19 protein-coding genes are annotated in these 22,582 nt (G+C 46.0%); 9 read left to right on the forward strand and 10 right to left on the reverse strand.

Going from position 1 to position 22,582, the window contains the following annotated elements:
- Positions 1-89 precede the first annotated feature (89 nt).
- Positions 90-2,207, forward strand: a complete 2,118-nt coding sequence (locus R7P69_RS11255) for an AsmA family protein (protein ID WP_213905868.1) — start codon at positions 90-92, stop codon at positions 2,205-2,207.
- Here R7P69_RS11255 and R7P69_RS11260 read toward each other — a convergent pair.
- The 3 genes from R7P69_RS11260 to R7P69_RS11270 all read right to left on the reverse strand — a co-directional run bounded on the left by R7P69_RS11260 (position 2,193) and on the right by R7P69_RS11270 (position 4,567).
- On the reverse strand, positions 2,193-3,110 hold the full coding sequence (locus tag R7P69_RS11260) for a bifunctional GNAT family N-acetyltransferase/hotdog fold thioesterase (protein WP_005379283.1): 918 nt from the start codon (positions 3,108-3,110) through the stop codon (positions 2,193-2,195). The genes R7P69_RS11255 and R7P69_RS11260 overlap by 15 nt on opposite strands.
- A gap of 106 nt (positions 3,111-3,216) precedes the next feature.
- A complete protein-coding gene (dtd, locus tag R7P69_RS11265; RefSeq protein ID WP_005379282.1) occupies positions 3,217-3,651 on the reverse strand; it encodes a D-aminoacyl-tRNA deacylase in 435 nt (144 codons plus the stop codon).
- On the reverse strand, positions 3,623-4,567 hold the full coding sequence (locus R7P69_RS11270) for a virulence factor BrkB family protein (protein ID WP_005379281.1): 945 nt from the start codon (positions 4,565-4,567) through the stop codon (positions 3,623-3,625). Before R7P69_RS11270 ends, dtd begins: the two co-directional genes overlap by 29 nt.
- Positions 4,568-4,601: 34 nt before the next feature.
- Between R7P69_RS11270 and R7P69_RS11275 the strand changes: the two genes are divergently transcribed.
- On the forward strand, positions 4,602-5,243 hold the full coding sequence (locus R7P69_RS11275; RefSeq protein WP_005382972.1) for a DUF2959 domain-containing protein: 642 nt from the start codon (positions 4,602-4,604) through the stop codon (positions 5,241-5,243).
- 31 nt (positions 5,244-5,274) lie between these two features.
- Here R7P69_RS11275 and R7P69_RS11280 read toward each other — a convergent pair whose 3' ends face one another.
- Together R7P69_RS11280 and typA are read right to left on the reverse strand one after the other, a co-directional pair.
- A complete protein-coding gene (locus tag R7P69_RS11280; protein WP_065275007.1) occupies positions 5,275-5,817 on the reverse strand; it encodes an AAA family ATPase in 543 nt (180 codons plus the stop codon).
- Positions 5,818-5,889: 72 nt separating this feature from the next.
- On the reverse strand, positions 5,890-7,719 hold the full coding sequence (typA, locus tag R7P69_RS11285; RefSeq protein ID WP_005379276.1) for a translational GTPase TypA: 1,830 nt from the start codon (positions 7,717-7,719) through the stop codon (positions 5,890-5,892).
- A gap of 530 nt (positions 7,720-8,249) precedes the next feature.
- Here typA and glnA point away from each other — a divergent pair.
- The 6 genes from glnA to add all read left to right on the forward strand — a co-directional run bounded on the left by glnA (position 8,250) and on the right by add (position 16,877).
- Positions 8,250-9,659, forward strand: coding sequence for a glutamate--ammonia ligase (glnA, locus tag R7P69_RS11290; RefSeq protein ID WP_005379275.1), 1,410 nt, complete (start codon positions 8,250-8,252; stop codon positions 9,657-9,659).
- Between the two features lie 195 nt (positions 9,660-9,854).
- Positions 9,855-10,436: a DUF4124 domain-containing protein gene (locus R7P69_RS11295; RefSeq protein ID WP_017635013.1), complete on the forward strand. Its 582-nt coding sequence runs from the start codon at positions 9,855-9,857 to the stop codon at positions 10,434-10,436.
- A 132-nt stretch (positions 10,437-10,568) separates the two neighbouring features.
- The gene (glnL, locus tag R7P69_RS11300) at positions 10,569-11,615 is read left to right on the forward strand and encodes a nitrogen regulation protein NR(II) (protein WP_017821940.1); all 1,047 of its coding nucleotides are present in this window, start codon (positions 10,569-10,571) and stop codon (positions 11,613-11,615) included.
- A gap of 57 nt (positions 11,616-11,672) precedes the next feature.
- Positions 11,673-13,076, forward strand: a complete 1,404-nt coding sequence (glnG, locus tag R7P69_RS11305) for a nitrogen regulation protein NR(I) (RefSeq protein WP_005379267.1) — start codon at positions 11,673-11,675, stop codon at positions 13,074-13,076.
- Between the two features lie 102 nt (positions 13,077-13,178).
- Entirely contained in the window at positions 13,179-15,725 is a 2,547-nt protein-coding gene (locus R7P69_RS11310) for an EAL domain-containing protein (RefSeq protein WP_025768297.1), read from the forward strand.
- Between the two features lie 147 nt (positions 15,726-15,872).
- Positions 15,873-16,877 carry an adenosine deaminase gene (gene add / locus R7P69_RS11315; protein ID WP_172563432.1) on the forward strand — a complete coding sequence of 335 codons (1,005 nt, stop codon included), beginning with the start codon at positions 15,873-15,875 and terminating at the stop codon, positions 16,875-16,877.
- A gap of 69 nt (positions 16,878-16,946) precedes the next feature.
- Here add and hemN read toward each other — a convergent pair whose 3' ends face one another.
- From hemN to R7P69_RS11340, 5 genes are all read right to left on the reverse strand, one after another.
- The gene (gene hemN / locus R7P69_RS11320; protein WP_017635016.1) at positions 16,947-18,338 is read right to left on the reverse strand and encodes an oxygen-independent coproporphyrinogen III oxidase; all 1,392 of its coding nucleotides are present in this window, start codon (positions 18,336-18,338) and stop codon (positions 16,947-16,949) included.
- Positions 18,339-18,522: 184 nt separating this feature from the next.
- Positions 18,523-19,011 carry a DUF2489 domain-containing protein gene (locus tag R7P69_RS11325; RefSeq protein ID WP_005379254.1) on the reverse strand — a complete coding sequence of 163 codons (489 nt, stop codon included), beginning with the start codon at positions 19,009-19,011 and terminating at the stop codon, positions 18,523-18,525.
- 7 nt (positions 19,012-19,018) lie between these two features.
- Positions 19,019-19,561 (reverse strand): Der GTPase-activating protein YihI, encoded by a 543-nt coding sequence (gene yihI, locus R7P69_RS11330; RefSeq protein WP_005379252.1) that lies wholly within the window; start codon positions 19,559-19,561, stop codon positions 19,019-19,021.
- The gene (locus R7P69_RS11335; protein ID WP_017821951.1) at positions 19,561-20,199 is read right to left on the reverse strand and encodes a class I SAM-dependent methyltransferase; all 639 of its coding nucleotides are present in this window, start codon (positions 20,197-20,199) and stop codon (positions 19,561-19,563) included. The genes yihI and R7P69_RS11335 overlap by 1 nt, the downstream gene beginning before the upstream one ends.
- Positions 20,200-21,037: 838 nt before the next feature.
- Positions 21,038-21,655 carry a c-type cytochrome gene (locus R7P69_RS11340; RefSeq protein WP_005379248.1) on the reverse strand — a complete coding sequence of 206 codons (618 nt, stop codon included), beginning with the start codon at positions 21,653-21,655 and terminating at the stop codon, positions 21,038-21,040.
- A 159-nt stretch (positions 21,656-21,814) separates the two neighbouring features.
- Here R7P69_RS11340 and yihA point away from each other — a divergent pair, with 159 nt between their 5' ends.
- The gene (gene yihA / locus R7P69_RS11345) at positions 21,815-22,474 is read left to right on the forward strand and encodes a ribosome biogenesis GTP-binding protein YihA/YsxC (protein WP_017635019.1); all 660 of its coding nucleotides are present in this window, start codon (positions 21,815-21,817) and stop codon (positions 22,472-22,474) included.
- Positions 22,475-22,582: the final 108 nt, after the last annotated feature.

Here is a 22,582-nt window from a genome sequence, read left to right on the forward strand (position 1 = left end):
GAGGGGCTTTTTATTGAATACCACAGAATATTGATACAAGCTAAAGCCTATCTAGTTTTATTTCATAACACACGTAGGTTCTAGCAAAGATGAAAACAGCGCGTCGAGTTCTACTTCTGTTACTGGTTATCTTAGTTGCCATTCCAGCCGCTACGATTGCGCTGCTAACAACATCTTACGCGGACGCAACCTGGCGCTTGCTGTCAAACACCTTTTCTCTTCCTTTCCGGGCCGAAAGCGTGCGTTATGGCTTTCCCTATCACCTAACTTTACAACGCGTGAACACCAGCGGAGACGATGCGTCTTACATCGAGCAAGTCGATTTATGGATGAATCCCGATGTTTATCGCGATGGTAAATGGATCGTTGATAGTTTATTGATTGATGGTATGAGCTTGCAGTATGGCGCACCAAAGCTCCCAGCTTTAGATAACGTTTTATTCCATCAAATCGCGCTCAAAAATATTGATTACGCCGACGAGCAGTTCTCTGCCAATGGCATTGATATTCAAATTCAATCACCACAATGGAATGGTCAGTTAATACCATATGGCGAAGTTCAACTTGCGGCCGACCAACTCTATTGGAATGGCGAAGCCTTTAATCAAGTCTTAGTCGATATAGACTACAAACCGCAAGACAGTACGCTTTATGGCACCTCTTTTAACTGGCGTAACAGTCAAATATCTGGGCAAGGGGAGCAGTATCCTCAAGGCTGGTCTTTAGTAAATGTGACCATCAACAAGCTGAAACTGAGTAATACGCAGCGCCAATCACTGCTTGCAAAACCTTGGCACGATCTACCATTTAACATTAATCATATTAATAGCTTAGATTTGCTTAACGCCGATATTGAATGGGGCGACTGGCACTGGCAGAACTTGGATCTTTCTGTGGAAAACGCCACACTGCCACTGTCTCTCTGGAAGACAAAAGCTCAAGTGTCATTGCAGGCGGATAGCGTTCGATTCCAGCAGCAAACCGCAATAGAGCCACGTTTGAGTGCCGCTATCGAGCCAGGAGTAATCCAGCTCAACGAGCTCAGCTTAGATTGGCAGCAAGGTCGAGTGCAAGTTTCTGGATTGTTCACGCCAACACAATGGAAGCTCAAAGAAGCCTCTATTCAAGGCCTCAAGTGGGCAACACAGCCAGAAGACAACCTAAATTGGTGGCACGCCGCCACCAGCGAGTTAGAGCATGTTGCAATCGAACGACTCGACATTGAGCGCAGCCAAATTATCCAGCTATCTCACGAACCTTATTGGCAACTTTCCGGTTTAAATATCGAAGGGCAACAGCTTGATATTAAACAGTCGGCTCAACGTTGGGGCCTTTGGCAAGGCGAATTGGAAGTCAGCGTTGTCAACGCCAGCTATGACCAAATACTCACGTCTCACGCAGCACTTGCCATGCAAAGCAAAGATGGCTTTTGGCAATTGACTCGCCTTTTTGCGCCACTCGAGCAAGGCTACGTAGAAGGCATCGGACAAATAGATTTGAGTACCCCGAGCCAACCTTGGGCGCTCAACGTCAATGCTGATGGTATTCCCTTATCGCTCTTCCACGATTATTTTTTACCCGACACACTGGCTATTGATGGTTTTTCCGATCTCAGCCTCGATCTACAAGGGTTATCAGGTGATCGCAACATGCTGGCCTACAGCTTATCGGGTGAAGTGGAAGCCAATCTCCGAGATACCCGCTTGAAGTCCCAAGCGGATCATTCGCTCAAAGCCATTACCTTAAGTCCACTGCGTTTAAGCGCGCAACGAGGGGAAGTTGCCATAAAGCCGGTCACCATCTCAGGAAAAGCCATAAGTGGTAAGGTTTGGGGTACATTTGATATGGCCAACAACCCGCTAAGTGGCATTACTTATCAATTGGAAGAGTCGTGCGGAAACATTGAAGGCGATCTACTAAGTGGCGAAACCCACCGTAATGAGTGCGTGAACGCATCAAAACTGGCCGAGCCTACTGATATTGAGACTCCACAGAAAAATGAACCTTCCATCGAGAAGCCAATCGTGATTGATAACATCAATTTGGAGACTCAAGAGGAAGAGCTTTACGAAGAAGTTATCGAAGAAGATGAAGTACCCGACACGAATTCCGCAGCAGAACAAACCCTCTCACCGACAGAGCAAGAAGGTGAAACAGATAAGCGCCCAGCAGATCAGTCGGCGCTTACCCCATCAGCAACTGAGTAACTGCGAGTAGTTCGGTATCAACATATAGGTACCGACAAAATCAACAGCTGGCGTGTCACCACTATAAATCACTACGTGAATAACGATGCGTGCTTTGCGTCCCGACTCCAATCGGTCTAGGTCACCACTGATCCCATCCAACGAAGTACTCGCCACGGGGTTTTGTTCGACTGGTTGACGATAGCGAATCGAGCTGTCGGCCAACACAATATCACCGTGCAGCCCACGCTCTTTAAGCAGCAGCCACGTCATCCCCCACCCTGTCAGGGTTGCTAAGGTAAAAGCTGACCCAGCGAACATGGTGTTATGCGGATTAAGGTTAGGATTAAGCTGCGCACAGCATTCAAACTGGTAACCCGTGTACTGGTTAATCTTGATCCCCATTTTGTCGCTAATTGGGATTTGTTGCTCCCAGCGCTGTTGAAGCTCAGTACACCATTCAGGGCGACGTAACACATTGGCCATCGGATCCAGTTGCTTCACCATTTGCTGATGGCGCACAGGGCCACGCTCATCGGTCAGCTCACCTCGACGCTCAAAGCCATTTTTTTCATAAAAGGCGATGGCATCTTCACGGGCATTACACACCAAGCGTTTCGCTCCTTCCTGGCGTGCTAACGACTCTAGTGCAACCAAAACCAGCGAACCCATCCCTTTGCTACGGCGATTATTTTTAACCGCCATATAGCGGATCTGGCCATCATTGTCCGGCGTAATGTATAAACGGCCAATCGCCATAGGACGACCTCGACCATCAACAATCATGCGGTGATGACTCATTTCGTCGTATTCATCGCGCTCTGAGCCGATCGGCATACGCCATGGCTCACGAAGCAGTTGCCAGCGAAACTGATAATACTTGTTTATCTGATTATCGGTTTTGGGAGTAATGAGTTTGAACATATCAATCCTTTGAAAGCACAACACTAATCAGTGTCGGAAAAATTACTCCAAGCCAATTCCATGAGCTTGGAGTTAAAGCTTAGACTATGGCGCCTGTGTTACCAGATTAGACCTGCAACCAAAACGTCACAGGACCGTCATTCACCAAGGACACTTTCATATCGGCAGCGAAGCGGCCACGCTGTGTGGGTAAGACTTCTTCACACAAGTCAGAAAAGTAATCATACAAGCGCTCTGCATCAACAGGATGCGCACCGCGAGAAAAGCCAGCTCGCGTGCCTTTTTTTGTATCCGCAGGCAGCGTAAATTGAGAAACCACCAGCACTTTACCTTCCACCTGTTTAACGTTCAGGTTCATCTTGCCTTCGTCATCTTCGAACACACGGTAGGTTGTAACACGCTCCATTAAACGCTTTGCTTTAGCTTCATCGTCGTCCTTCTCTACGCCCAATAAGACCAGCAGACCACGATCAATTTCTCCTACGACTTCACCATCCACGCGGACGGCTGCTTCACTGACTCGTTGAATTAGCGCTATCACTACTCTCGCTTCCTTCATCTGTTAACTGAGATTCAGCGGTCGAGTGTATCATGTCTAAATCTTCACTCCAGTGCTCTCGCTCACCAAGCGCAGCCGTAACTTCCGCCCCCAATAACACGATCATCCAGCATAAATACACCCAAACAAATAAGATAGGAATCGCCGCTAACGCGCCGTAGATGAGCTGATAAGACGGAAACTGAGTGATGTAAAGCGCAAAGCCTTTTTTACTCAACTCGAACAGTATCGCGGCGACTGCTGCCCCCATGGCACCATGAGCGAGGTGTACTTTTTTATTCGGCACTAGAATATACAAGCCAAGAAAAGCAAAAAAGGACAGCAACAACGGTAGCCAACGCAGAAATAAATTAAACGCACCAGATAATGTCTCGTTCTCTAAAATTTGCAGCGAAGTCACGTACGACGTCGCCGCAATACTCGCACCGACCATGATCGGCCCTAACGTGAGTACCATCCAATACATAGAGAATGAAAAGACTAAACGGCGCTTGTCTTTAACTCGCCAAATGTAGTTTAAGTTCTTATCAATGTTGGAAATCAGCATGACCGCTGCGATGAATAAAAACCCACCGCCAACCGCGCTCATTTTGCCCGTATTCGCCACAAATTCCTGTAATGCCGTATGTACAGCTTCTCCAGAAGCTGGCACAAAATTCTCAATAATGTAGCCTTGCAGCACCTCACCAACGTTCGCAAAAACGGGAAATTTCGACAATATTGATAACAATACCGTCAGCATTGGCACGATGGATAACAAGGTAATGTAGGCAAGATAGCCCGCGTTCACATTCACACGGTCATGCGTTAATCGCTTAAGAAGATACTTAAAAAACGCGACGCAACTTGGCAGTAGATTGATTAATCTCGCCTTGTAACTCTCTGATAACTGGTTCATAGTTCATCCCATAATTAGCGCCGAGGACATAAGAATGCCTTATTTATTAGCAATTGTACTATCAATTTTCACTTTAACAGGGTGTCAATCTGCTTATTACTCAGCAATGGAGCAGGTTGGGTATCATAAACGAGATATTATGGTCGACCGCGTCGAAGATGCCAAAGAATCTCAACAAGATGCACAAGAAGAATTCACCAGTGCACTTGAAGCCTTGTCTGCGATCACCAACTTTGATGGTGGTGAGCTAGAAAATGTCTACAACAACATCAATGACAAATACGAAGATAGCGAAAAAGCGGCTCAAGACGTACGTGACCGTATTGCTGCGATTGAAGACGTATCCGGCGCACTGTTTGATGAGTGGCAAGATGAGCTAGAGCTGTACTCGAGTGCGAAACTGCGTCGTTCAAGCGAGCAAAAGCTACGTGAAACCAAAGCCTCGTACAAAACCATGCTTAGCGCTATGAAGCGTGCAGAGAAAAAGATGACACCGGTACTGGACACGCTGCGTGACAACACGTTGTACTTAAAACACAACCTTAACGCCAGTGCGATTGGTTCTTTGCAAGGTGAGTTCTCTAGCTTAGAGAAGGACATTCAGTTTGCGATCAAACAAATGAACGAAGCGATTGCAGAGTCCGATAAATTCCTACAAAAGCTCAATCAAAAGTAAATGATTTAGACCTCCTCCAAGTGAGGAGGTTTTAGTCGGCGACCTTACCGAGTAAACCGATGACTCTTCGAACAAAGCCTACCCTCTCTGGCACAGTTCCCCATGGCACTTCTACCACTTCATAACCCAACTCAGTATAGACACTCACTAACGACTGATGAATCTCCAATGCTTCTTCAAAGCTGTGCGGACGCACTTCATCTTGTACGTAAATGGATGCTTCAGGTCGACAAGTAAACACCTGACTATGGTACCCAGCGCTTTCGGTTAAGAAAGCTTGGTCAACCTTACAGCCGCCCACTTGTAGGTATGCAATGATGTCGGGGATGGCGCGATCAACAAACGCAACATCATGACAACGCGCATCACTCTTTTGTTTGTCCATCAACCCAAGGCATAACTTGGCAAACTCAGGTAAATTCGTCCACGGCAAAATACCATTTTCTAACTGGCTTTGCTGCTCAATCAAGTCGCGAGACCCTTCAGGAAACGTGGCATAACCACACGCGTCTAGCGCATTCAGCAGTGTTGTTTTTCCCGCACCAGGCCCACCGGTGATAATAATCGGGTTCATATTCAACTCCAGAAAACAAAAAGCCCCGAGCATAACTCGAGGCTTCTTCTTAATTGAATCGCTTAACGAAAATTATTTCGCGCCACGAGAAGCACGCTTACGGTCGCTTTCCGTTAGGAACTTCTTACGGATACGGATGCTTTCAGGCGTTACTTCTACTAGCTCGTCGTCATCGATGAATTCTAGTGCTTGCTCAAGAGTCATCTTGATAGGCGGAGTAAGAACCTGTGCGTCATCTGTACCAGATGCACGAACGTTGGTTAGCTGCTTACCTTTCAGTGCGTTTACCGTTAGGTCGTTGTCACGGCTGTGAATACCGATAACCATACCTTCGTAAACTTCAACACCGTGACCGATAAATAGACGACCACGCTCTTGAAGGTTGAACAGTGCGTTAGTTAGCGCTTTACCCATCGCGTTCGCGATTAGTACACCGTTTACACGTTGACCGATGTTACCGCCTTTGTGAGGGCCGTAGTGATCAAACGTATGGTAAAGAAGACCTGAACCTGAAGTCAGTGTCATGAATTCCGTTTGGAAACCGATCAGACCACGTGATGGCATAACGAAGTCCATACGCACACGACCTTTACCGTCTGGAGACATGTCTTTCAGCTCACCTTTACGTAGGCCGATGTTCTCCATGATGCCGCCTTGGTGCTCTTCCATTACGTCGATAGTTACCGTTTCGAACGGTTCCATCAACTGACCATCCTCTTCTTTGATGATTACTTCTGGACGAGATACCGCAAGCTCAAAGCCTTCACGACGCATGTTTTCGATCAGGATAGAAAGGTGAAGTTCACCACGACCTGATACGCGGAATTTATCTGGATCGTCTGTTTGCTCAACGCGTAGTGCAACGTTGTGTACCAATTCCTTCTCAAGACGCTCAAGGATGTTACGTGACGTTACGAACTTACCTTCTTTACCCGCGAATGGAGACGTGTTTACTTGGAACGTCATTGTTACTGTTGGTTCATCAACAGACAATGGTGGTAATGCTTCTACTGCGTTTTGTGCACAGATAGTGTCAGAAATTTTCAGCTCGCCAAGACCAGTGATTGCGATGATATCACCCGCGTTAGCTTGTTCCACTTCGTGACGCTCTAGGCCAAGGTAGCCCATTACTGTACCCACTTTACCGTTGCGAGTTTTACCGTCAGCACCAATAATGGTTACCTGCTGGTTTGGCTTAACGCTACCACGAGTTACGCGAGCCACGCCGATAACACCAACGTAAGAGCTGTAGTCTAGCTGAGAAACTTGCATCTGTAGTGGACCATCAAGGTCAACATTTGGCGCGTCAACAACATCAACGATAGTTTGGAATAGTGGTTCCATATTCTCGCCAGTTTCGCCTTCTTCTAGAGAAGCCCAACCATTAAGTGCTGATGCGTAAACTACTTTAAAGTCTAGCTGGTCATCAGTTGCACCTAGGTTGTCGAACAGGTCGAACACTTGGTCCATAACCCAATCAGGACGTGCGCCAGGGCGGTCAATCTTGTTGATTACAACGATTGGTTTTAGACCGTGAGCAAACGCTTTTTGTGTTACGAAACGCGTTTGAGGCATTGGACCATCGACTGCGTCAACGATAAGTAGTACTGAGTCTACCATCGACATGATACGCTCAACTTCACCACCGAAGTCCGCGTGTCCCGGAGTATCTACGATGTTGATACGGTAATCGTTCCAGTCGATTGCTGTGTTTTTAGCAAGAATGGTAATACCGCGCTCTTTCTCGATGTCGTTCGAGTCCATGACTCGCTCTTCAGCTTCACCGCGAGACTCAAGCGTGCCTGATTGTTGTAGCAGCTTGTCAACCAACGTGGTTTTACCGTGGTCAACGTGCGCGATGATCGCGATATTTCTTAATTTATCAATCTGTGGAGTAGCCATGGATATTGATTCACTTAGATAGATGAAATGCCCCCACGCTGAGAACGGGTGCTCTCTGGCGACATTTGCTGATTAAAAAAACGGCCATAATGTACCAGATTTTAGCAAAAAGCCTAGAAATATGTGATCTACTCCCGAGCATTTCTGCGATTTTTACGCTTAATGCCCATTTTCTTCCTCAGAACGAATTGATTAAACGCAACTTTATTCTAATCGATGCATAATTCAAATTGACTCTTGCTCAAAAACTGGGCTGAATACGCAATGTACCTGTCACATTATGGTGCAACAATGATTTTTGGCACCATAATAGTGCAAGCAAAGATCATTTTGGTGCAAGCAAGTGCACCAAACTAGCATTCAAAAACACAATTGCTTGAAATTAATGGAATATTTTTTTTGGCACGGTTTTGGCTTAAGTTAAAACAGCATCGATTAATGAAAAGTCAAATTGATTAATCAATGCCAGGTTTCATGAATAATTCATAAATCGAGCTTTTACCGCTTATTAACACTGGAGGTTATCCAAGATGTCAGTAGAAAACGTTCTATCGCTGATCCAAGAAAACGAAGTTAAGTTTGTTGACCTACGCTTCACTGATACAAAAGGTAAAGAGCAGCACATTTCGATCCCTGCTCACCAAATCGACGCAGACTTCTTCGAAGAAGGTAAAATGTTCGATGGTTCATCAGTTGCTGGCTGGAAAGGTATCAACGAATCAGACATGGTAATGATGCCTGACGCATCTTCTGCTGTGCTTGACCCATTCACGGAAGACGCAACACTAAATATCCGTTGTGACATCTTAGAGCCTGCAACAATGCAAGGCTACGACCGTGACCCACGCTCTATCGCAAAACGCGCTGAAGACTTCATGCGTTCTACAGGTGTTGCAGATACTGTACTTATCGGTCCTGAGCCAGAATTCTTCCTATTTGATGACGTGAAGTTCTCGACAGACATGTCAGGCTCTTTCTTCAAAATCGACGACGTAGAAGCGGCATGGAACACAGGTTCTGACTACGAAGAAGGTAACAAAGGTCACCGTCCAGGCGTTAAAGGTGGTTACTTCCCAGTAGCTCCAGTAGATTCATCTCAAGACATCCGTTCTGCTATGTGTCTAGTAATGGAAGAAATGGGTCTTGTTGTTGAAGCGCACCACCACGAAGTGGCAACGGCGGGTCAAAACGAAATCGCAACTCGTTTCAACACGCTAACAACCAAAGCTGACGAAATCCAAATCTATAAGTACGTTGTACACAACGTTGCTCACGCGTTTGGTAAAACAGCGACGTTTATGCCTAAACCACTTGTTGGCGACAACGGCAGCGGTATGCACGTTCACCAGTCTCTAGCTAAAGATGGCGTAAACCTATTTGCTGGTGACAAGTACGGCGGTCTATCTGAAATGGCGCTTTACTACATCGGTGGTATCATCAAACACGCTCGTGCAATCAACGCATTCGCTAACCCATCAACCAACTCGTACAAACGTCTTGTACCAGGCTTCGAAGCACCAGTAATGCTAGCTTACTCAGCGCGTAACCGCTCTGCTTCAATCCGTATCCCAGTGGTACCAAGCCCGAAAGCACGTCGTATCGAAGTTCGTTTCGGTGACCCAGCGGCGAACCCATACCTATGTTTCGCAGCAATGCTTATGGCTGGTCTTGACGGTATCAAGAATAAGATCCACCCAGGCGAAGCGATGGATAAAGACCTTTACGATCTTCCAGCTGAAGAAGCAGCAGAAATCCCAACTGTTGCATACTCACTAAAAGACGCGCTAGCAGAGCTAGATGCTGATCGTGAGTTCTTAACAGCGGGCGGCGTATTCTCTGACGACTTCATCGATTCATACATCGACCTTAAGTCTCAGGACGTAGAGCGTGTGAACATGACAACTCACCCTGTTGAGTTCGAACTTTACTACTCTGTGTAAGGTCGACACTGTGTAAAATGTAAACACAGCAATAAAATATTAGGCTCGCCTCGCAGGCGGGCCTTTTTTGTATTCGCCACTCAAGCTTCGACGTTTAACATGAGGGGATAATAAAAATACGCTTAGAATTTTTCCTTACAGGTCAAAGAGCTAAGCCATTGAAACGTGAAATCATCGAACAAGAGAAGGTGAGCAATGAAAGTTCAGCTTATTCCATCACTGTGTGCACTCAGCGGATTGTTAATCGCCTCTATCGCCTTCGCGCAGGTCGCGTATACGTGGGTAGATGAAAATGGCGTGGTTCACTTTAGCGATACGCCAAACAAAGGAGCAAAAGCGATCGCACTGCCAAACCTTGAAGCCAGCGCACCAGCTCCTGAGGTAGAAAGTACTGAATCGCTCGCACCTCAGACTACGCCATCTACTGCATCACAAAACAAGCCAGATAAAACAACCGAGAAGCCTCTCCCATTACAACTCTCGATGCTGGCTCCCAAGCACAACGAGACCATCCGCAGCAATCGAGGCATCATCAATATTCAATTAGAAACCAATCGCAAGCTTGGTATCGGTGAGCAATTGCAATTGTTACTCGATGGAAAACCTTATGGTGCACCACAAAACCATATAGTGTGGCAGTTAAACAATATTGACCGAGGCACTCACACACTTGCTGTGCACGCGAAAAGAAGCGGCAAGCTTATTGCATCTACTAGCCCTATAACGGTGCATTTACATAGAGCAAGTGTTAAGCCGACCGTAAAAGGGGCAAAATAGAATATCTGGTGAAAAAAATCACATCACAGCGATGCTTTTCACTTTTTCTTCTAAGATTTATTCGCCATACTTAACGTTCAATTGCACCATTATTGTGCATCGCACAATCTTAAAGCAAAACAAGGACGTAATGTGGATACCAGTCTTCCTAGTGCCATTCTCAACAATATGGTGACAGCAACGCTGATTCTTGATGATGGATTGGCCATCCGTTATGCCAATCCGGCTGCCGAATTGCTGTTTTCTCAAAGCGCCAAACGAATTATTGAACAATCACTTTCTCAATTGATTCAGCATGCGTCGCTGGATCTCGCGCTGCTCACTCAACCGTTGCAAAGTGGCCAAAGCATCACCGACAGTGACGTCACTTTCGTTGTTGATGGCCGCCCTTTAATGCTAGAGGTGACGGTTAGCCCTATCACTTGGCAAAAGCAGTTGATGCTTCTGGTCGAGATGCGCAAAATTGATCAGCAGCGCCGACTCTCTCAAGAACTGAACCAACACGCCCAACAACAAGCAGCGAAGCTGTTAGTCCGAGGGCTTGCACATGAGATTAAAAATCCGCTTGGCGGCTTACGCGGTGCGGCGCAATTGCTAGAAAAAATGCTGCCAGAGCCCTCTCTCACCGAATATACACACATCATCATTGAGCAAGCAGACCGTTTAAGGGCGCTCGTGGATCGATTACTAGGACCGCAAAAGCCAGGTAAGAAGACACAAGAGAATCTGCACCAAATCCTTGAAAAGGTTCGCCAACTGGTTGAATTAGAGTCACAACGCTCAATCATCATTGAACGAGATTATGACCCAAGCTTGCCAGAGATTTTGATGGATACAGACCAAATCGAGCAGGCAATGCTTAATATCGTCAGCAACGCCGCACAAATTCTTAGCCATCAAGAACACGGGAAAATAACCATTCGCACCAGAACGGTGCATCAAGCCAATATTCACGGCAAACGCTGTAAACTCGCTGCTCGTGTCGAAATCACAGACAACGGCCCAGGTATTCCACCGGAACTACAAGACACGCTGTTCTATCCCATGGTCAGTGGCCGCGAGGGAGGAACTGGATTAGGGCTATCTATTTCGCAAAATTTGATCGACCAGCACAATGGAAAAATAGACGTAGAAAGCTGGCCTGGTCACACAACATTTACTATTTATCTGCCGATCTGAGTGCGCTAATGGACTTCAAGTCGCGTCAGTTTTTCGGTTTGCTGCAAGGATTACTACATGAGTAAAGGATATGTTTGGGTCGTTGATGACGACAGTTCAATTCGCTGGGTAATGGAGAAAACGCTCTCCTCTGCCAACATCAAATGTGAAACCTATGCCGATGGAGAAAGCGTGTTAATGGCGCTCGAACGCGAAGTGCCGGATGTTCTAGTATCAGACATTCGCATGCCAGGTATTGATGGGTTGGAGCTACTAAAGCAAGTACAGCGCGATTACCCAGACCTTCCCGTGATTATCATGACCGCGCATTCAGATTTAGATGCGGCAGTGAATGCGTACCAAAAAGGTGCTTTTGAATATTTACCAAAACCTTTTGATATTGATGAAACTTTAACTCTGGTTGAACGAGCCATTGCACACAGCCACGAAAACAAACGCGAGCAGCTCTCTCCAGAAGACATTCCAGCAGAAACGCCTGAAATTATCGGTGAAGCACCAGCGATGCAAGAGGTGTTTCGCGCCATTGGTCGTCTTTCTCGCTCCTCTATTTCAGTCTTGATTAACGGTGAATCGGGCACGGGTAAAGAACTCGTTGCTCATGCACTGCACCGTCACAGTCCACGTGCTAACAAACCTTTCATTGCGCTCAATATGGCGGCGATTCCCAAAGACTTGATTGAATCAGAACTGTTTGGCCACGAAAAAGGCGCGTTTACGGGGGCAAACAATGTTCGTCAAGGACGATTCGAACAAGCCAATGGCGGCACTCTATTTTTAGACGAAATCGGCGACATGCCATTGGACATTCAAACTCGTTTACTACGCGTTCTAGCTGACGGGCAGTTTTATCGAGTGGGCGGTCACTCTCCGATCAGTGTCGATGTACGAATTGTCGCGGCAACACACCAGAACTTAGAAAAGCTGGTGCACGAAGGTGACTTTCGTGAGGACCTATTTCATCGCTTAAACGTGATTCGCGTTCAGATCCCGGCACTGCGTGAGCGTAAGCAAGACATTGAAAAGCTTACACAGCATTTTCTTATCCGTGCGGCTGATGAGCTTGGTGTGGAAACAAAAACTCTCCACCCGTCGACTGTAGAGATTCTTAACCGCCTTGATTGGCCTGGCAACGTGCGTCAATTAGAGAATATTTGCCGTTGGTTAACCGTTATGGCCAGTGGTAGCGAGGTGTTACCAAATGACTTGCCAAGCGAACTACTAGAAGAGAAAAAATCCATTTCAGACTCTGCACATGGTAGTTGGCAAGAACAATTGGCGGATTGGGCACGGCATTCACTCGCAGCAGGAGATAAAGAACTACTTTCTTACGCTTTACCAGAATTTGAACGCATTTTATTAGAAGCAGCCTTAGAGCACACTAAAGGTCATAAGCAAGATGCCGCTAAAGTATTAGGCTGGGGGCGAAATACACTCACCAGAAAATTAAAAGAATTGTACTGACAATCACTTACGTGGTGCGTTAACAACGAGCGTCGTTTGTCACTCGATATTAATAAAAACATCAGTACAATTGTGGCGCACCACCATCTATGTGATTAGGCGATGTCTACTGCTACGACTCAAATTACACTGCGTACTGCTGTTCTGATTCCATTTGTCATGATCTTCTTACTGGCGATCGGTGTCATTGTCTACGTCCAAAAACAAAGTTACGAAGAAGTGGTCACGGATATCAGTGACAAGCAACTTTCCGTGTTAACCGAAAGTGTCCACGACCACCTCAATAGCTATCTACGTAAGCCTTTTACTGCGGTTATGGCTCTCGCGCACAACGTCAGCTATCACAACCTTTATCGCCCTCACGATACCTCAGACATTCAAAACTACCTGCTAAGTGCATTCAAAAATCTTTACCAATCGATACCGCAGTTGGATGTAATCGCATTTGGTTCAGAAAACGGCGACTTTGCAGGCTTTCGCCGCGAACTTTCCGACGATTACACCTTAATGGTGCAAGATCGCCACACCGATGGTGATCTGGTTATTTATGGAACCAACCATGTGAGTAACAACATTCGAACGGTTATCTCCCAATACGATCCTCGCACTCGCCCATGGTATAAGCCCGTTGCAGAGAGCCAAAACGCCACTTGGTCTGAAATTTATACCAATGCTGATGAACGCCAGGATATTACGCTATCAGCCATGACGCCGGTGTACAAACACGACCAATTTGCTGGTGTTTTGGTGACAGACATTCGTATCAATACATTCAACGAATTCCTGCGCGAGTTAAAATACAACACTAAAGCGTCGGTCTACATCATGGACCCAGATCATCGTTTAATCGCTCACTCAGGCCCGGGAAGCGTCATCTCATGGGGCACAAAATTTTCGGATAAAGGGCAGCGTTTGCTTGCCGCTGAAAACGCAGACCCGATCATCAAAATCAGTGCGAGCCGAGTCCGGTCTTTCGATCTCAACAACACCAAGCAACCTTATACTTTTTCATTTGAACATGATGGCCAACGTATTTTCAGTCGGCTAACCCCGTATCGAGACCAAGACGGCTTAACATGGTTTATCGGCACCTCCATTTCGGAGTCTGAGCTTCTCGGCCTGTTACCAAAAAGCCAGCAAGAGAGCTGGCTCGTTGGCATTATTGTAAGCCTATTTGGTATCGCCATCAGTTGGATCATTTTCAACCGAGTTACCAGACCAATTAACGCGACGGCCGCCGCCGCTCAGCACCTGGCAAATGGGGATTGGGATAGCGGCATGCCAAAGCCTGGTTATGTGTATGAGACAACCGTACTGGTCCATGCTTTTAATGAAATGGCGAACAATCTAAGAGCTTCATTCAAAGCATTGCGTGAACAGTTGGTTTATGACTCTCTAACACGCTTATATAGCCGTCAGGGTTTGGTCGAAATCTGTGAAAATCAGTCTGATCTTTGTCACGGCAGTTTATTTTTACTTGGCATCAACAAATTTAGAGATATCAACGACAGTGTGGGTCATCACAACGGCGACCAGTTGTTGGTCAGCATCGCTGAAAGGTTAAAACAGCAGTTTCGTGACAACGCATTATTGGCTCGGATTGGTGGTGACGAATTCGCGGTATTTCTCTCAAATGTCGACACAGAAACCAAAATTAAACAAACCGAGCGTCGATTACAGCAACTCTTTTCCACCCCATTTATGGTGGAAGGCGAGAATGTAGTGATGAAGATTTCACTTGGTATTGTACAAACCCAGCCAAACGAAACCATGCCTTTATGGTTACGCAACGCCAGCATCGCATTAAGTTACGCCAAACAAGACTCACTGACTGGTGTTTGTCACTACAGCCCAGAACTAGCGAGCGCTTCAAAGTTTCGTACGCAAATGCTGACCAAGATCCAAACTGGCATTGAAAACCGAGAGTTTATTCCTCATTACCAACCGATTGTGGATCTCGTCAGTGGCACAGTGTGTGGCGCCGAAGCACTTGCGCGTTGGCATAGCGACTCAGGTATGGTGTCACCATTAGATTTTATTCCAATCGCGGAAGAAAGCGGCATGATCAAAGCCATTGGCCAACAGATTCTGTTACAAGCTTGTCGCGACACTTACCAAGCGATCGAAAGCAAACAGTGGCCGTCGGACTTCCAACTGCATGTGAATATCTCCGTTAATCAACTATCTTGCCCAAGTTTTGTCGATACGGTGACAAGCGTATTGGATATCACGAAATTACCAGCAAGTAACCTCACACTAGAGATCACAGAATCACGCATCATTGATAGCGCACCGACCACACTAGAAAACATGACTAAACTGCGTGAAATGGGTATTGGTATCGCGATAGATGACTTTGGCACTGGTTACTCATCACTGGGTTACCTCCACTCTCTACCGTTTACTTGCTTGAAGATTGATCGCACCTTCATCAATCAACTCACACAAGAAAACTTAAACAGTTCAGTCGTCGCTGCCGTCATCAATATCACAGCAGGTCTCAAAACTAATGTCGTCGCGGAAGGTGTCGAGGATAGCAATCAAGCACAATTACTGCGCTCTTTAGGCTGTAATCAGGTGCAAGGCTTCTACTACAGCCGCCCTATGCCACTAGAAGAATGGCCAACACATTTGGTGAACATGAAGTAGAAAAGAGCGAGAATCGTTGATTTCCTAGTCATCCTCTACTGACAATCTACCCAACTGTTATTTATACTTAACTGCAAATCTTACCCATGTATTGTCACAGATGATGTTTGGGCCCTGTTCCAGTTCATAACTATCCGGATCGACAAAATGATAACGAAGAACCTTCCTCTTACTGATTTGCACCGTCACCTCGACGGTAACATTCGTACTAAAACGATTCTTGAGCTAGGCCAAAAGTTTGGCATTACCCTACCAGCGTACGATATTGAGTCTCTCACTCCTCACGTTCAAATTGTCGAAGCGGAACCCTCTCTTGTTGCTTTCCTTTCTAAGCTCGACTGGGGTGTTGCTGTACTGGGCGATCTAGATGCGTGTCGTCGTGTCGCGTACGAAAACGTAGAAGACGCGCTAAACGCACAAATCGATTACGCAGAGCTGCGTTTCTCTCCTTACTACATGGCGATGAAACACAAACTACCAGTAGCGGGGGTTGTTGAAGCCGTCGTGGACGGTGTGCAAGCGGGTATGCGCGATTTTGGCGTGAAAGCCAACCTGATCGGTATCATGAGTCGTACATTTGGTACTGACGCATGTCAACAAGAACTGGACGGCATTCTGAGCCAGAAAGATCACATCGTTGCCGTCGACCTTGCGGGTGACGAGCTAGGCCAACCGGGTGATCGCTTTGTGTCTCACTTCAAGCAAGTACGCGATGCTGGCCTTGGGGTAACGGTCCATGCTGGTGAAGCAGCAGGTGCAGAGAGCATGTGGCAAGCAATCAATGAGCTAGGCGCAACTCGTATCGGTCACGGCGTAAAAGCGATTCACGATCCAAAACTGATGGATTACCTAGCAGAAAACCGCATTGGTATTGAATCTTGCCTGACGTCAAACTACCAAACAAGTACGGTAGAAACGCTAGAAAACCACCCTCTCAAGCAGTTCCTAGAGCATGGCGTTCTTGCGTGTCTTAACACTGACGATCCAGCGGTTGAAGGTATCGAACTGCCATACGAATACGAAGTAGCGGCACCAGCCGCTGGTCTGAGCCAAGACCAGATTCGCCAAGCGCAAATCAATGGCCTTGAGATTGCGTTCCTTTCAGAAGCAGAAAAAGCGGAACTGAAAGAAAAAGTAAAAGATCGCGCTTAAATCCAGCGAAAACATAAAAAAATGCCAGCATCTGCTGGCATTTTTTATATCTTGAATCTGTATCTCGGATTAAATAACACGAGAGAATTGTTGCTGACGCGCCTTCGCTCGCAGGTACTTATCGAAGCTCATACAAATATTACGGATCAGCAAACGACCTCGCAGCGTCACACGAATTTCATTGTCATCCACTTCCACCAGCTCATCGTTGATGAAGGTCTGAAGTAGCTGTAAGTCTTCTTTAAAGTACTGATCAAACTTCACTTTAAACTCAGACTCAATGGCTTTCTTGTCTAACTTGAAGTTACAAATCAGCTGCTTAATCACTTCACGACGGAGCAAATCATCAGAGTCCAGCGAGACCCCTTTCCATAGAGCGTGACGAAGTTCGTTGACTTGAGCGTAGTATTTCTTCAGCTCTTTCTGGTTTTGCGCGTACGCATCGCCGATCATCGAGATTGCAGAAACACCAAAGCCAACCAAGTCACATTCACCTTGTGTGGTGTAGCCTTGGAAATTGCGATGCAAAATACCTTCGCGCTGGGCAACAGCAAGTTCATCGTCCGGCAAAGCAAAGTGGTCCATACCGATAAATTGGTAGCCAGCACCAGTCAGTGTCGCGATGGTGTCTTGCAGAATCGCCATCTTCTCCTCTGCTTTTGGCAGGTCTTCGTCTTTAATCTTACGCTGCGCTGCAAATAGCTGTGGCATGTGCGCGTAGTTAAACACGGATAGACGGCCCGGCTGCATCTCTAGCACTTGTTCTAGAGTCTTGGCAAAAGATTCTTTGGTCTGCTTCGGTAAACCGTAAATCAAATCTAGGTTCGTCGAACGAAAGCCTAACTCTTTTGCGCGCGCAACCATCGCAACGATGAACTCTTCATCTTGCTCACGATTCACCAGTTTTTGCACTTCTTTGTTGAAGTCCTGCACACCGATGCTCAAGCGATTGAAGCCTTCACTACGCAGATGATCCAGCATGGTCAGCTCGATTTCACGCGGGTCAACCTCGATACTGATTTCAGCATCGCTACTAAAAGTAAACTCTTGGCGTAGCAGGCTCATTACACGCGTGATTTGCTTTTCAGAGAGAAACGTCGGTGTACCACCACCAAAATGCAATTGCGTCACGGTGCGACCAACAAGTAATGCAGCACGTTGACGAATTTCGTGTTCAAGCACGTCAAGGTATTCATCCGCTTTGTGCGAGTGGCGCGTAATGACTTTATTACATCCACAGTAGTAACAAAGCTTGTGACAGAACGGAATGTGTACGTACAGCGATAATGGGCGTTCTGGGTATTGAGTGCATGCCATATCATAATCAGAAATGGTGAACGCTTCATGAAACTCCAGCGCCGTTGGGTATGACGTATAACGAGGCCCGGAATAGTTGTACTTATCCAATACCGCTTGATCCCAGACGATTTGCTGTTTCGATTCAGTGTGTTGATTCGACATGGTGGTACTTTCCGTTAAATGCTAGGGCAACGAAAGCCGTCACCCGATATTCAGAGCCGCTATTTTGCCATACGACGATGACAAGCGTGGCAACGCCGACTGGCTTTTTAAGTATAAAACTAAAGAAGTGCTAGCGTGATCACGATACCCCCATTAGCCATAAGGAGACTATTGGGGGTCGCGCTTAAATCATCTGAATATTGATTTGATTATTCAGTGGCTGGACGTTTTTCTGCAACACTTTGAGCTCCTCAATAATCGCATCAGTGAGGCGGCTTTCCGCTTTATGACGCGTCAAGTTCTGTTGCATACGCTCTTTCTTGGCAAGTTGTTGGCGTTCTTCGCCACGCGCCATATCTTTCACTATGTGGTAAAGCTCAGAAATCGCAGGGTACGTTTTATCGAAATCAACGCGGTCTTCACCTTGTACATAATCCATGATGTTATACACACGGATACTGATTTCAGATAAATCGCACTGCCCTTGAATGCCCGCCTGACACAAGGTATGCACATTCTCAAAAATGTTGGCGTTACGTTTGTCTATCGCCAATTTTTGATGCTTCAGCTGCAATTCCTTTTGCTTTTTCAATTGAAGCAGAAGGTAACCTGCATAAGAAGCGAGTGCGATGATAATCACAACACCAGCAATAGCTAATAAGGTTACATTCATAGCTTAATTATCCTTTATAGTCGTCGAAATTAATGTCGTCGAAATCTGCCAGCAAGTCATCATCGTTGCGCGTGCTTTTCTCAGCAGGTGCAGTGAAGTCTTCCTCTTCTTCAGGTTCCAACAAACCTAGTTGGTCCATTAGCTTCTCAATGCGATCGAGTTTCTCATCGACGAATTTCTGTAGACCTGTGCCCAGGTTTTCACCCGCTTCAATACGGTCTAGCAACACGTTCAATTGCGCGTCATTTTCTAGCATCTCTAGTTCTTGCTCTGCCGACAAACGACGCTCTTGCTTCGTCATTTTCTTCGCAGGTTCAACAATCAGAGGTATTTTCTTTTTGCTGCCTAAGCGCGGGTCGCGATTTTGTGCAGCAGCTTGCTTTTTCTGCTCGTTAACTTCTGAGTTACGGTTACCCGTTTTCAGACCTTTACGCTTTTTAGCACGCTTGCGTAAGCGGCCTTCCACATCAGATTCTGTACGGTTACGAGTTACAACAAACTCAGGTGCACCAGCGGCACCCGGTTTTCTAGATTTTTTACTACGGCTCATTACTGGGGTTTCCTCAGTAAAATTACATCATTACCAATAAATTCGAGTTCGAGCTTATCCCGCTCTGCTAGGAACTGGAACGTGTCACGACTAAAGAACACTACGTGAGTGAGATCGTTCTTATAATGCCATGATTTGAAAGCCTCCACGTCGATGACCATTTTCGTCATCAGGCCTATCCAGCCCCCTGGCTTAACTAAATTCAACCATTGCTTCCACACCAAATCTGGGTGGTAGAGGTGCTCTATCACCTCTGTTGCTGTCATGAAGTCGTACGTTTTTTCTAAAACCGACGTATCAGGGTGGTAGTAGAGATCGTACAACGCCATGTTGTGCCCCGCCTCTTCCAGCATCAAGGAGAGCGTTGGGCCAGGACCACAACCAAAGTCGATACCATTTGATTGTGGAGAAATTCGCTCTGTGATCGGGTCAGTAATACGCGACAAAAAGCGTCGGTAACCCAAATCATCGGGGTTGTTCTCATGCAAATCATAGTGAGCTTTTTCGCTTTCCGCATCCAAACGTTGGTCTGGATTTACGAATACCAAGCTGCACTGCTCACATTGAAGATATTCACGACGCTTATCTTCAAAATAATGGTGAGTGCGCTGATTTTGGCATAAAGGACAGGTATGCATGCTGACTTCCTCAAACAGGGATGCGAAACATACCAGAAAGTGAACTCGGATTGGAGTGTTGTTGAGTATTTTTTCAGCAATTTTTGTTAAAAAACTTTGTTTACAACCTATAAAGCTAAATAAGTGCAGTAATATCAATTCAAGTTACGACTGAGCAAGTCAACGGATATAAAAAAAGCGACAGTCAGACTGTCGCTTTCTAAGTGCCATCAATTGGCGAAACTGTGTTGCACACATTTGGTGCACCAATGATCCCTTTGTTTTTAGAGCTTTCCCTGCCAAAAAGAGTTGTTTTTCATCTTCCTGATGAATTTTGGCTATCCGTTTACTTCCTGTCTACTGAGCAACTTCCTGTGCCTGATCCGTTTCACTGTCTTAACCGTCAGACGAGATGACCATCCTTATCTGATAGGCTCCCTACCTATCTAAATCCCTTTCTAAATCACCAAGCATCCGAGCTACATCCTTGGAGACCTAAACCGTGGTCTTAAATCCTTACATTCACTCCCTGTGAACGACTTCTACTTTACGCCATCCCGTTATGCTCACAAGTAATGGGTTGAAAAAATAATCCGCCTATTTTTCTAAAAAATCAAAATTATCATTTAATCAAAAACTTAAAAACACTAACAAGAAAAAGCCAACATCAAGTATGGCAAATGTCTCACAAACTGCCGAGCCAACTATCGCTTTCGCATCCAAACTCGACTGTGATATCTGTCACGAACAAAAATGCCCTAGTGGATTCACTAGGGCATTTTTGTACAAGTTGCTCGAACGATGTAGGGACATCTACCCAACCAGCTCAAGATGCAGGATCTTGAGCGATTTAGGTATATTAGTGCAGACCGCCAACGTATTTAGACAGCACTTCGATATCTTCGTCTGTCATTTTCTTCGCGATGTCGCGCATCATGGCATTCATATCATTGCCACGGTCGCCATCACGGAATTTTTCTAGCTGAGCTTTGATGTAGTCAGCATGCTGACCAGAAATTTTCGGGAAACCTGAAAGCTCAGTACCATTGCCACGAGGACCATGACATGCAATACATGCGGTTAGGCCACGCTCGGCATCACCAGCGGTATAAAGCGTTTTGCCTTTTGCTACTACATCTTCAGGTGTTGAGTTTTCTGAAACTGGTAGCGAAGCGTAGTAAGCAGATAGGTCTGCGATATCTTCATCGCTCAGTGGCATTGCCATACCACTCATTACAGGATCGTAACGACCTTGTTTACCACCACTTGTCATGCCTAGCTTAAGTTCTTTTAACTGCTTCTCAAGATACTTAGCGTGTTGGCCTGCGAGTTTCGGGTACGTTGTTATTGCACTGTTGCCATCTGCTCCGTGACAGGCGACACAGGTTTGTGATTTTGCTTTACCAGCCTCAATATTACCTTGGGCCCATACTGAGCAACTGGCTAAAAGACTCAAAATTAGCGCTAATTTCTTCATGACATTCCATTATAATTATCAAGCTTCCAGTACCACGGAATGTGAACATACCGCGTACACTCATGGTACAATAGGCGACCTTATGCCGAGCACGGTTATTTTACACATTTTCACAAAAAAGTAATCAATCGACTACACAAAGTCGAGATGGAGTTAACAGTGAGCGTAAAAATTCATTACCAAAATACGCATTTCATCACCAGCGCACCCGATATTCGTCACCTGCCGGAAGACGAAGGTGTCGAAATTGCGTTTGCAGGACGCTCAAACGCTGGTAAATCGAGTGCACTTAACCGTCTAACTAATCAAAAAAGCTTAGCCAAGACATCAAAGACACCTGGTCGTACGCAATTAATCAACCTTTTCAAAGTAGAAGAAGGTTGTCACATTGTCGATCTACCTGGATACGGTTTTGCTCAAGTACCGGTAGAGATGAAAAACAAATGGCAGAAATCTTTGGGTGAATACCTACAGAAACGCGAGTGCCTAAAAGGCTTAGTGGTTCTAATGGACATTCGTCATCCAATGAAAGATCTCGACCAACAAATGATTTTCTGGGCCATCGATAGCCACATTCCTGTGCAAGTTTTGCTAACCAAAGCAGATAAACTAAAAAGTGGTGCACGCAAACAAACTCTACTGAAAGTTCGTAAGCAAGTAGAAACTTTCGGTGGTGACGTTTCTGTTGATGTGTTCTCTTCACTGAAAGGATTAGGTGTCGATCAGCTACGTGCAAAACTGGATACCTGGTTTGCACCAGCACTAGCACACCTGATAGAAGAAGACGAACAAGAGATACCAGCGAGCGATGAAGAATAATTAACAATATTTGTTAAATTTCTTCGACACGGCCCTGCCATTTGGTGGGGCTTTTGTTTATCTGAACTAAATAACAGGCAATAAAAATCCCCGCCTTCCTGGCAGGGA

It is taken from the genome of Vibrio sp. 661 (assembly GCF_033339315.1).
In the GTDB taxonomy this organism is placed as follows: Bacteria; Pseudomonadota; Gammaproteobacteria; order Enterobacterales; family Vibrionaceae; genus Vibrio; species Vibrio alginolyticus.